General features: G+C 46.1%; 11 protein-coding genes. All 11 read left to right on the top strand.

Translation table 11 applies throughout. The features are described from left to right. Window positions 1–520 precede the first annotated feature (520 nt). The 11 genes from GC093_RS21210 (at window position 521) to GC093_RS21260 (ending at window position 12,340) form a co-directional block, all read left to right on the top strand. The gene (locus tag GC093_RS21210; RefSeq protein WP_171653910.1) at window positions 521–1,000 is read left to right on the top strand and encodes a hypothetical protein; all 480 of its coding nucleotides are present in this window, start codon (window positions 521–523) and stop codon (window positions 998–1,000) included. Between the two features lie 222 nt (window positions 1,001–1,222). Beyond that, window positions 1,223–1,540 carry a DUF7677 family protein gene (locus tag GC093_RS21215; protein ID WP_216624740.1) on the top strand — a complete coding sequence of 106 codons (318 nt, stop codon included), beginning with the start codon at window positions 1,223–1,225 and terminating at the stop codon, window positions 1,538–1,540. A gap of 504 nt (window positions 1,541–2,044) precedes the next feature. Beyond that, window positions 2,045–2,578 (top strand): RDD family protein, encoded by a 534-nt coding sequence (locus GC093_RS21220; protein WP_171653911.1) that lies wholly within the window; start codon window positions 2,045–2,047, stop codon window positions 2,576–2,578. A 235-nt stretch (window positions 2,579–2,813) separates the two neighbouring features. Continuing rightward, the gene (sigJ, locus tag GC093_RS21225; RefSeq protein WP_171653912.1) at window positions 2,814–3,674 is read left to right on the top strand and encodes an RNA polymerase sigma factor SigJ; all 861 of its coding nucleotides are present in this window, start codon (window positions 2,814–2,816) and stop codon (window positions 3,672–3,674) included. A gap of 468 nt (window positions 3,675–4,142) precedes the next feature. Then, window positions 4,143–5,333: an NAD(P)/FAD-dependent oxidoreductase gene (locus GC093_RS21230; RefSeq protein WP_171653913.1), complete on the top strand. Its 1,191-nt coding sequence runs from the start codon at window positions 4,143–4,145 to the stop codon at window positions 5,331–5,333. A 57-nt stretch (window positions 5,334–5,390) separates the two neighbouring features. Next, complete coding sequence (locus GC093_RS21235; RefSeq protein ID WP_171653914.1) at window positions 5,391–6,128, top strand: sigma-70 family RNA polymerase sigma factor; 738 nt, start codon at window positions 5,391–5,393, stop codon at window positions 6,126–6,128. 93 nt (window positions 6,129–6,221) lie between these two features. Beyond that, complete coding sequence (locus GC093_RS21240; protein ID WP_171653920.1) at window positions 6,222–7,412, top strand: YhgE/Pip domain-containing protein; 1,191 nt, start codon at window positions 6,222–6,224, stop codon at window positions 7,410–7,412. Window positions 7,413–8,782: 1,370 nt separating this feature from the next. Beyond that, window positions 8,783–9,970: an NAD(P)/FAD-dependent oxidoreductase gene (locus GC093_RS21245; protein ID WP_171653915.1), complete on the top strand. Its 1,188-nt coding sequence runs from the start codon at window positions 8,783–8,785 to the stop codon at window positions 9,968–9,970. A gap of 56 nt (window positions 9,971–10,026) precedes the next feature. Beyond that, a complete protein-coding gene (gene sigJ, locus GC093_RS21250; RefSeq protein ID WP_171653916.1) occupies window positions 10,027–10,887 on the top strand; it encodes an RNA polymerase sigma factor SigJ in 861 nt (286 codons plus the stop codon). Window positions 10,888–11,179: 292 nt separating this feature from the next. After that, complete coding sequence (gene dfr / locus GC093_RS21255; protein WP_171653917.1) at window positions 11,180–11,677, top strand: DfrD/DfrG/DfrK family trimethoprim-resistant dihydrofolate reductase; 498 nt, start codon at window positions 11,180–11,182, stop codon at window positions 11,675–11,677. An 81-nt stretch (window positions 11,678–11,758) separates the two neighbouring features. Continuing rightward, on the top strand, window positions 11,759–12,340 hold the full coding sequence (locus tag GC093_RS21260; protein WP_171653918.1) for a T6SS immunity protein Tdi1 domain-containing protein: 582 nt from the start codon (window positions 11,759–11,761) through the stop codon (window positions 12,338–12,340). The last annotated feature ends 15 nt before the right edge of the window (window positions 12,341–12,355 follow it).

Genomic DNA, 12,355 nt, shown 5'->3' on the forward strand with positions numbered 1-12,355 from the left:
GCATCATTGCGCAAGCTGCATAACACTGCAAATACCACGTATTTTGACTCATTCGCAGGATTTTACAAAGAAAGCACGGAGAACCGAGTTCCTGCCCGAAAAGGGCTTAGACCCGTCCGCTAAACGCAATCGGTCTCCACACCTTGGATAGATATGACGATGGAATGTAAGGGCATAGACCCGTAGAGCCATGGGATGGTAAGCTTCCAGGGTATTCGTGGAATAAGCGTGCAGTAGAGTGAAATTTAGGAAATGGCTTTTAGGGTTCCTCTATTTCCGCATGCTCAAAATAAAGACCACTTAACCAAATGAGTTTGTTTTCCAAGCAATCGTTATCTTCCGGGTGATGAAATCCTGCGAATGAGTGAGTATACGTTAGATAAACCATTAAAACCGAGGGAAGGGCAGGATAGCGGAACATCAGGATATATCGAATTTCGGTAACCAAAACTTCCCATTATATGGTATGATGGTAATCTAATCTAAATATGCTGAACTAATCCAGGTTAGGAGTGAAGTAATGAATTTCAACAAAAAGCTAATGATATTAGTGAAGATTTGTTTATTCATGTTCACTTTTCTGCTTATAAGTGCATGTAGTCAAACCGAGAAATATGAAACCATTGATGTTTTTGCAATAGAAACACTTGATGATAATCAAAATGATAAAGGATTCTTTGAACGAACGGGTTACAAAATAGTGAATGCAATAACCACTATTGAGGAAGGGAAAACCCATATGAAATCGGATATTAAATCTATTGAGGATTTTTATGATATGGAAGGTAATTATTTACAAACAAAAATAATCCATTCCTATTCAAACAAATCTAAGCTGTTGCTCACTGAAGAAGGAAATACCCTTAAAGAAACAATTCAAGAACCCTCCACAATCCTTATAATCCCTGATACTGCAAAGAATATAAAATTAAACAATATGAGCCAGAAAGAAAAAGCACAGGTGAAAGAACATTTGTTAGCTTTCATGGGAAAGCTGTAAGAAACGAATCTTTTATGGAATTCAGCCATTGTCGGTTGTGTCAAAGGTATGGCTAAATTCTCCTGTCATTACGCTAACGGGGAACGTTAGTTTAATCACCAGGGAGCAGATCGCTGCGGCCGGTAGCTGCTCCCTTTTTCGTTGAAGTAACGGGCAGGATACTTCCAATATGTGTTAAAATGAGACTATACCATTTGATAATCTCGAAGGAGATTCATTTTTTTGATCGGAGGAATTAAAGTGCAAAAGTTAAGTCATTCTTTCAGTGGGGCGCTGCGAACATTTTCCTTTTGGATAGCAAATGGAACTGTGGGACTTCCAATACTTGAAGGTATTGATTATTCTTGTATATTTGAAGAGCCGAATGCATTAGAACAAGCATACGCTATTTTTGCGAACGTTATTGAAATGGATGATGATGGAAAAGTTTGTAATCCCAAATACGCAGAAATGAGAGCAGCCCTGTTTATTCGGAGTTATGTTGATAGTAGTTATAAGGTTGAGCCCGAATTTGAAGGTTGGGAAGTTGCACTGTACTAGTAAGCGTTGAGTTTGGAGCTGACGAGGTTGACGAAACAGAGCTGATAATGAGTTGGACAAAATTACTTTGTTGGATCCCTGGCAAATCTCAATATCAGAAAAGTTCTTATTGGTGCTTAGAAAAGAAGTCTGCGTAGATCATGTATTGTACAATAAAGAACTTAAAATTGTAGCTCAAAGGAGAGACAGGGATGGTACCTGTTTCGGTTAATCAATGAAGAGAAATACGCACAAGTGCACTTAACTTGGCGAGGTTCAGTCGAGTCAGATCCGTTTTGGCCAGTAACTGAGTTATATGCTTCGTTTGAAATCTGGGCAGAGACAGTGATGAAACAAGATAATTTTAAATACGGTGACAGTTAAAGTAACTGGGAACGATAGTTAAACAACTGAAGGGCTGCCGCGTGGTAGCCCTTTACTCCGCTAACGGGCAGGTTAATTGAATAAAACCCCGAATATTTAAATAGTGGTATGTTCCTTATGTTCTTTAGGAGGGGAAGAGTTGTGCATAGGCATGGAGAGTTAAAAAGCGTATCTTTAGGCACTCGCATAATTGCCTTTTTATGGGATTATGTTATTATTACGGGCTACATCATCCTGCTAATCTGCGTATCTTTTCTTATAAGGCCATTGTTGATTCCACTGTTTACGATAAATCCTTTGTCGGCCGAGATCACTGGATTCCTATTCATTACTCTACCTGTATATCTTTATTTTGCCATATGTGAGGGATCGAAATCGCACGCGACATGGGGGAAAAGAAAAGTGGGGGTCGTGGTGACTGGAATTTATGGCCAATCAATCGGACTAGGAACATCGCTTTTTCGTTCTGCCCTTAAATTCATTCCTTGGGAACTAGCCCATTTCACCATTTGGCACATGGTCATTCCTTCTGATTACCCAAGTTCTTTAATTTATTCATTATTGGCGATAGTCTACGGTCTGGTACTCATCTACTTGATAAGTCCATTATGGAGCAAAAATAAACAAACTGTATATGACCTTATTGCGGGGACTGTTATAAGATACAAGAATTAAGAACTCATCGATCTCATGCTCAGAAGAATTAAACTAACGCAGAACGATACTGCAAACGTACAGCCTGCCGGCGTGATTCGGCAGGCTGTACCGATAACTGGCAGGATAACACGAATGTTCAACGAAAATTTATAGTTTGGGTGTGAGGAATCTTTTTGCAAGAAGCGATCGATTTCGAAATTTGAGTTTCCTTAACTGTTGCCCGTTGTAAATCAGTTACGGAAGGAGCAAGTCGATGCAAGAACTTTACAAGCAGTACAAGAAGCTGTTGTTCAAGCTTGCCTATCAATTAACGGGATCAGTTTCCGATGCAGAGGACGCGGTGCAAGATGTTTTTGTTAAAGCATATAGTCTTCCTATGGAGCGATTGGAGGAGCCGAAGGCTTATCTCTGCAAAATGGTTACCAATCGCAGTAAGAATATGATGAAATCAGCACGAAAAAAACGGGAAGAATATTTCGGGGAATGGCTTCCAGAGCCTTTTCTCACGAGCGACGATTTAATCGAAACATTTGAAAGGGATGATCTCCTATCTTACGGAATGCTTGTATTGCTCGAGAGGCTGACGACCTCCGAGCGGGTCGTGTTCGTCCTCCGCGAGGCGCTAGGCTTCGATTACAACGAGATCGCCAAGCTCATGGAAAAAAGCGAAGTGAGCTGCCGCAAACTGTTCAGCCGTGCGAGTGCAAAGATGGGACGAATATCCGATGAACCAATTCATATCCATAATGAGAGCCAGGAATGGGTTCATGGATTTATGGGAGCGCTTAAGAAAGGGAACATGAATAAACTTTTATCGTTGCTAGATCAAGATGTCGTTCTAGTTGCCGATGGTGGCGGTAAAGTGCGTACTACGGTCGATCCGATTGCTTCGCGTGAACGAGTTGGTCGTTACCTTCTCGGTGGTTTGCGTAAAGCAGCTAGGATCGGAGAAGAACTGGTCATCGAAATGGGTCAAGTCAATGGAGAACCTGCCATACTTCTTCGATCGGAAGATAGCGCAGTCCATACAGTGGTGCTCTTTCACATCGAAGAAGGGAAGATCCGCAAGATATATATCGTTCGGAACCCCGACAAGCTGGGGCATATCTTCTAGTGTGAGATCAAATGCACCGCGGTTATGCATCTCCATTGGAATTTGTGCTCATAATCAATATCATGCTAAATTATTGGGCTAATATTCAAAATTGGGCTAAATTAACACCTTGGATGGGGTTCACGTAATGCTGTTTTGGAAAAATTCAGCGGCGACATTTGTAATCAACATAATTTGATTTTCATGAGGGATTATTGAACCAAGCCCATAATAAAACTCAACCCCCTTTTCTATATATATAATTAAAGACCCGCAGCCCGTTGCTGCGGGTCTCTTTCTGCTTGTCGTGGATATACAGAATGACCTGCTGGTCGTTGAACTATCAGGCAGATTTACTCATAAAAACCGGTACGAAAGAACGGCTGATTAAACGGCCCATGCAAGTTTTCTCATTCGTTCGTTTCCGATGTCACAAATCAGAGGCTTACATTGTTATATGTGCGAAAACAAAAAAGGAGCTGAGGAAAGATGAACGATTTGACATGCATAATCATCGGAGGCGGCCATGCAGGGCTTGCAGCGCTCAAATCATTAAAGGAAAAGACCCAGGGCATGGCGAACGGACAGCGGATTCGGTTTGTTCTGTTGGACAAACAGCCCGGTCATGTGCGTAAAATACTGTTGTTCCGACGGGCCGTGGGCGAGGAAGAGATTATGATTCCCTGGACGAATTATGAGTTTTTTGAAGGAGTCGAATTCGTGCAAGGTACGGTTACGTCCGTGGATAGCGGGGAAAAACAGATTCGATATGAGGATGTGCATGGCAATGATGCCCGAATTCGTTATGACCTTTTGGTTGTGGCGGTCGGCAGTGTCGTTCGGCAACCGAATCCTGATCAGGGTGGCATATCTTTAACCGATCTGCAAACCGCGGCAGTCATCCGGGAGCGCTGGCGCGCCAATCTAAAGCAAGCTGCTGGGGAGACAAATCCTAAAGAACGAAAGCGACTGATGACAGTCGCAGTTGCGGGGGCGGGGATCAGTGGCGTTGAGACATCCGCCGAGCTGGTGCTCGAGATGCAGAAGGAAGCATCGTCACTCGGACTGAACCCGTCCGATATCTCTGTCTATTTGCTAAGTGCTCAGGAACGATTGTTCATGGATGGACCCAAGAAAGTTGGACGAAAACTGGATCAGATACTCAGAGAAAGTGGAGTGACAGTGCTTTACAACCGCAAGGCGATGCGGGAGGAAGCAGGAGTAGTGACGCTCAACAATGGCGATCGTCTGCCGGTTGGTCTATGTATATGGACAATTGGTCTGATTCCGAATCCGGCCCTTCGCACGATGGGCTTGTCGCTTACTCCTGAAGGCCAAGTGCTGGTGGATGGATCTTATCGCGTCCAAGGGGCGCCGGGCGTATACAGCATTGGCGACTGCGCGAGAATCGTCGACCCTAAAACCGGCATTGCAGCTATGATGAGATGCGCAGAAATTGCGCTACAGGAAGATAGACTGGGGAAAATCGTGATAGCCGATCTGGAGGGCCGCCCCGCGCCGGTTCACAAATCGGCGCCGTTAGATCTCTTCTGCATCGGCCTGGGGGAAAACCACGGATTGGTGTGGGGACGCAAATGGGGACTTAATATGGTTGTAACGGGAAAGCCTGCCTGGAAATTCAGGAAACTGGCGTGGGATGGAGGCAGTAAGCTTCGATAATAAACATGAGACCAAGATTGCAATATGTCTAACAGCCCTGAGAAGGTGAGACGGCGAATGGAGGAACTGTACGATCAATATAGAGCGCTGCTGTTCACGCTGGCTTATCAGTTGACAGGCTCTGCGGCGGACGCGGAAGACGCGGAGCAGGACGTGTTTTTTAAGGCGGGCGACGTACATCCCGAACGTTTGGAGGAACCGAAGGCGTATTTGTGCAAAAAGGTAACAAATCACTGCCTCAATCTGCAGAAGTCAGCGCGGAGGAGAAGGGAAGTATACGTCGGTCCGTGGCTCCCCGAACCGATTCGGACGCCGGAGGCGGATACGCTCGAGACGACGCTCGTCCGCCGCGATCTGCTGTCTTACGCCATGCTCGTACTTTTGGAGAGGCTGACGCCGACAGAGCGAACGGTTTTCGTCCTGCGTGAGGCGTTTGGCTTCGATTACCTCGAAATCGCCGAACTGCTCGGCAAGCGAGAGACGAATTGCCGTATGCTGATGAGCCGGGCAAGAAGCAAGATGGGAATAACCGAGGAGGAGCCGGTCGCTGCCGAAGCGGTCGAACTGGAATGGGTTAGCCGGTTCCTCACATCCCTCGAGCAAGGTAACGTCGATCATGTGCTGTCCCTGCTGACTGTAGACGTCATACTCGTCTCCGATGGAGGAGGAAAAGTAATCGCGGCCACGAGTCCGATACAAACGCGCGATCGCGTGGCCCGAATCCTGCTCGACGGATTCGGGCGCATACAGGGAAAACTTCACATTGAGGCTGCCTCGCTGAACGGTGAGAAGTGAGATGATTAATCCGGCAGCTTGCCCTCGTCTTTTGAAGAATGATAAAGCAGCTTTTCAGTATTTTTCTGCGAAATGAGGATGTGAAACATGTATATTTTTAAAAACAAATTGGTATTGTTAGCGCCAATTATTGCTTTCCTGGTTGTATTTATTTTTTCGCTTACATTTTTTCCATCTGTCCAGTCCAAACCAAGAAATTTACCGATTGCCGTTGTGAATGAAGATCAAGGTTTTGAAATTCAGGGTCAGCCGAAAATGAATATGGGGCAAACGATCGTTGAAATGATGCGGAAAACGGCAGCAACTACGGAAGGTGACCCCGCTGTGAAGTGGGTGGAGGTATCAAGCGCGGAAGAGGCACGGAACGGATTAAACAATCAAGAGTATTACGCGGCATTGGTAATTCCGAGCGACTTCAGCGCTAAGCAAGCTTCTTTGCGAACCCCGAAACCGTCAGTGCCTGAAGTTCAGATATTTATAAACCAAGGCATGAATACCGCAGCATCGGCAGCAGCAGGGCAAATCCTGAACGGAGTCGTTGACAACATGAACAACAGCGTTCGCGCCCAATTGCTTGAGGGCTTTAAGACGCAGGGAGTTACGCTGACCGTAGAGCAAGCTGCGAGTTTAGCCTCACCGATTGCAAAAAAAGTGACAAATGTAAATGAAACGGGCGCGAAAAGCGTGAATGGCAATGCCCCTGTTTCCTTATTTCAGCCCTTATGGATGGCATGTATCGCCAGCTCAGCAATCCTTTTTATAACCTTCAGTAAACGATTGGTTAAGACCCGAAGAGAGAGCCAAGTCTCGAAACTGCTGCATATCCTGATGGGCGCGATCGCTTCTCTTGCGGTTGGATTCGGGCTAACCTGGCTTGCGAATGGAATGCTGGATCTTGATATTCCTAAATTTGCGGATACCGCGCTGTTCTTATCCGTTACGTTCTTCAGTTTTTTCCTTATGATAACTGCTGTAATGTCGGTGTTGGGTATCAGAGGTGTTGCTATATTCGCCTTATTGCTTTTCTTCGGGGCGTCTTTGCTGGCTTTGCCGCCTGAAATGATGTCCTCTTTCTATCGGGAGTGGATTCATCCATGGCTCCCAATGCGCTTTATGGTCGATGGTCTGCGGGAATTGTTCTTCTTTGGCAAAGGATTTGGCTGGAATGCTCCCGTAACCGCTCTTACATGGATCTCATTGGTAAGCGGCATAGTAATTCTGGGCTCCGCATTAAAGGTTCGAGTTCAGAAAATCGAAAGAACAGCCACAGCTTATAGGCAATAATGGCCAGTAAATCGTATCGAAACCAACTTCCCTCGAAGATAACGACATACAGGTAAAGTAGAGAACTGTAATTTCATTGGAGAGCGGAAGTCCTCCTTGTTAATGAATGAATAAACAGCGAAGGAAGGTATGTTGGAGAACAGTTTGATGTGGCAATCATTGGTGGAGGCATTGCGGGTTTGGTGGCATCGATTGAGTTGGCCCAAACACGATCATGTCTGTGCCGTTTGGTCATGTTACGACCGAGGGCGACACGCTGTATTTCGTGGTGCGTGGTCAGGGAGACCCCGAGTCGAGTATGCAAAAAGTCAGCGTACTAAGCCCGACGAGCGGATCATACCAAAAGTACAGGGGAGTCTCGATATGCAATTTTTATTTATCATTATTTTTGCTGTCGTAATTTTTCTTTTCGTTGTAGGCATAGGAAGAGGACAACGCTCCCGGGGCCGAAGAACCTGGCATACTACGCCTTGTCAAAATCGATCGGACCTCACTGAGGCTTTGAAGCATATCACTTCGTTGCCGTACCTCGATGAGCATGAGACGGTCATTGCAGCGGGGGCCAACGACGTCTGGCGCAATCTGTGTGAAACACTGGACCGATCCTTCTCGCGTCCTGGTGTGGCCATCTACGCGAGATTGGTTGGATCCGCCGACTGCACAGCATCTGGGCCTAGGCCCTTTGCCGAGGGCTCAACGTTTCCCGGTTTTCGGGTAATCGCCGCGGTCCCTAGACGTGAGCTGGTTCTCGAGGGCTGCCATCGATTCTCGTCGTACGCCCTGATCTTTCGTCTCGATCACGTCAGTCCGGATCGATCACGGTTACGCGCTGAAAGTCGAGCTGCCTTTCCCGGTCTTGCGGCAGCCTTTACCGACTGATCGTTATTGGTTCTGGCGGGCACGTGGTTGGCATGCGGCGCCTACTCTCAGCAATCCGCCGTCCCTGGTCGCTCAACGGAGAACAATAACGAAACAGGTTGTAAGAGTTGAATTTAAGACCAGTGGTGATGCTCTGATTGGTCCTATAGGAATTTACATTAACTCAAAGACAAACAATATTGTGGGCTACGACGCACGGGAATAAAATAGTCAAAAATTGAACCCCCTCTGTACGATAGTGAAATAAGCAGATGGCTGAGGCTGTCTGCTTTTCATTGAACAAACGGGCAGCCTAGTGGAATTGAATACAAGAGGATAAGTCTATCTAACATAACTAGTCCCATACATGTGAAAGCAAACAGCCCCTCCACCGTTTGATGGAAGGGATCAACTCAAAAAATGCTTTTGAACAGTCTTCGCTCGTTTACACTGTCACAAATCAGATCCTTACGTTGTTATATGTGTGAAAAATGTAAAGGAGATGAAGAGAGATGAACGACTTGACATGCATTATCATTGGAGGCGGCCATGCAGGGCTTGGGGCGCTCAAAGCAATAAAGGAAGAGACCCGGGGCATGGCGAACGGACAGCGTATTCGATTTGTTCTGATCGACAAGCAGCCGGGTCATGTGCGCAAAGTGATGTTGTTCCGGCCGGCCGCAGGCGGGGAAGAGATTATGATTCCTTGGACGCATTATGGGTTTTCAGAAGGAGTCGAATTCATGCAAGGTACGGTTACGTCCGTGGATAGCGGGGAAAAACGGATTCGATATACAGACGCGCAAGGAAATGATGCCCGAATTCGTTATGACCTTTTAGTTGTGGCGGCTGGCAGCATCGTTCGGCGACCGGATCCCGATCAGGGCGGCATCGCCTTGACCGACCCGCAAGCCGCGGCGGACATCCGGGAGCGCTGGCGCGCCAATCTACGGCAAGCTGCCGGCGAGACAAATCCTAAAGAACGAAAGCGACTGATGACAGTCGCAGTTGCGGGGGCGGGCAACAGCGGCATCGAGACATCCGCCGAACTGGCGCTCGCCATGCAGAAGGAAGCGTCGACGCTGGGACTGAATTCGTCCGATATCTCCGTCTATTTGCTGAATGCGCAGGAGCGGCTGTTCCCGGAAGGACCAGAGAAAGCTGGACGAAAATTGGATCAGATACTCAGCGATTGTGGAGTGACAGTGCTTCACAATCGTAAGGCAATGCGGGAGCAAGCAGGAGTGTTAACGTTGAGCAATAGTGATCGTCTGCCGGTTGGCCTATGTATATGGACGATTGGTCTGATACCGAATCCGGCCCTCCGCAGCATGGGCTTGCCGCTTACTTCTGAAGTTCAAGTGCTGGTGGATGAATGCTATCGCGTCCAAGGGATGTCGGGCGTATACAGCATTGGCGATTGTGCGAGAATCGTCGATCCGAGTACCGGCAAGGCAGATCAGATGACGTGCAAAGAAGCTGGGCCGCAGGCGTTAAGACTGGGAAAAATCGTGATGGCTGATCTGGAGGGCCGTTCCGCGCCGGTTCACAAATCGTTTTTGGATACCTTCGGCTTCGGCCTTGGGCAAAATCGCGGGTTGATGTGGGTACGCAAATGGGGACTTGATATCATCATAACGGGGAAGCTTGCGTGGAAAGTCAAAAAGCTGGGATGGGATTTTGCTAGCTGGCTCCGATAGAAACATAGGGACCAAGTTGATATATGTCTAATAGCCCGGAGAAGGTGAGACGGCGGATGGAGGAACTGTACGATCAATATAGAGCGCTTCTGTTCACGTTGGCTTATCAGTTGACTGGCTCCGCGGCAGACGCGGAAGATGCGGTGCAGGATGTATTTGTTAAGGCGTACGACGTACATCCCGAACGTTTGGAGGAGCCGAAAGCGTATTTGTGCAAGATGGTAACCAATCGCTGCCGCAATCTGCAAAAGTCGGCGAGGAAGAAGAGGGAGATGTACGTCGGTCCCTGGCTCCCTGAACCGATTCGGACGCCGGAAGCGGATCAGCTCGAGACGACGGTCGTCCGTCGCGATCTGCTGTCTTACGCTATGCTCGTACTGCTCGAGCGGCTGTCGCCGACGGAGCGGACGGTTTTCGTTCTGCGTGAGGCGCTGGGCTTCAATTATCCCGAAATAGCGGAACTGCTCGGCAAGCAAGAAGCGAATTGCCGCAAGTTGATGAGCCGGGCAAGAAGCAAGATGGGAATATCCGAAGATGAGCCAGTCGCGGCCGAAGCGATCGAACAGGAATGGGTTAGCCGGTTCCTCGCATCCCTCGAACAAGGTAACGTCGACCATGTGATGTCTCTGTTGACCGACGACGTCATGCTCGTCGCCGACGGAGGCGGAAAAGTAACCGCGTATAAGCGTCCGATACAAACTCGCGATCATGTGGCCAGAGCCCTGCTCGACGGGTTCCAGAGCATAGGTAATTATCAGGAAAGACTTCACCTCGAGGCTGCTCATTTAAACGGTGAAAACGGTATAGTAATTCGTTCGAGGGACGAAACTTTGGCCGCTATATTTATACATCTCCGACGCGGAAAGATTGCCAGATTGTATGCCGTACGAAACCCGGATAAGCTTGCCCGAGTTTAGTCAGTCGACTGCGGATTTTTCCAAGTCTCCTTCAAAGTTAAATAATTTACAAAGTAAGGGCCATCCCACAAAGGATGGCTCTAATACTTGCCGTTAAAGACAGCGCGGAGAACCGTATCACAAACATAAGACCAAGGATCATTAAGCTAAAGGGACACTATAGCGCAGGAGCTGCACTGAAGCAGTTCTTTTTTTGATTTCATTGAAGTAACGGGCAGATTTGTTTAATGAGGAATTTCATTATAAAGATTAAAATACATGGTAAAATAGGCTAAAAAGGCTGTGGTCATTTTTGAAAATTTCTTTAATTGTCGCGATGGATAAGAATAGAGTAATCGGCAAGGATAACGACATTCCTTGGAGAATTCCTAATGATTGGGAATATGTTAAAACCACTACGAAAGGATACCCAATCATATTAGGTAGAAAGAATCTTCAATCAATCGGAAGGGCTTTACCTGCCAGAAGAAATATTATTTTGACTAGAGATAAGGACTTTAACTTTGAGGGTTGTGAAATTGCCCATTCAATCGAAGTTGTATTTAAGTTATGTGAAAATGAAGAAGAGATTTTCATATTCGGTGGAGAACAGATTTATGATATGTTCTTGCCTTATGTAGAGAAAATGTATGTTACAAAAATTCATCATGAATTCGAAGGAGATACATTTTTTCCAGTAGTTAATTATGAAGAATGGAAAGAAGTATCTGTTGAAAAAGGGATTAAGGATGAAAAGAATCCTTACAATTATTTTTTTCATGTATATGAGAGAAAAAACTCGTTGAACTAACTGGGAACGAGAGTTCAATCCACTAAACACTGGTTATAGCAATATCTTCTTGGATTCAATAACCCGTAGGGAGGTTTAAATTTGTTCGACAATTTTATTTTAGAATTTGGAGCGCAACCTCTAAAAGATATTGATTCAATCGAAAACAGTAACGTCATTGGTTATCTTGAAAAAGTCCCTGGAGCAAAGGAGTTCTTGCTTAATTATAGTGGGCAATCATTCAAAAAAGGATTGTACAGGGTACATCATGTTTCAGAAATATCGAAATGGACTTCGATTATTGAAAGTGCATTCCCCAAATTTCAAAATAAAATAATTTGTTTTTCATACGATTGGTTGGGGAGACACTTTGCAATGTATTTTCACAAAGATGGACTGGTAATCTTGATGTTTGAACCTGGCACGGGCGAAGTATTAAAAATACCCGTCTCTTTCACTAGCTTCCATGAAGAAGAGTTAGTTAAATATCAGAATGAATCGTTAGCAGTAAGCTTTTTTAATTCATGGCGCAATCATTCTTCAGAACCAGTTACTTCAGATAAATGTGTTGGATATAAAATTCCTTTGTTCTTAGGTGGAGAAGATACGCTAGATAATTTAGAATTAACTGACTTAGATGTCTACTGGCATATAGCCTCTCAGTTAATTCAGAAGATATCTTGAATTAAGCTAACGGAG

The organism is Paenibacillus foliorum (assembly GCF_013141765.1).
Lineage (GTDB): Bacteria > Bacillota > Bacilli > Paenibacillales > NBRC-103111 > Paenibacillus_S > Paenibacillus_S foliorum.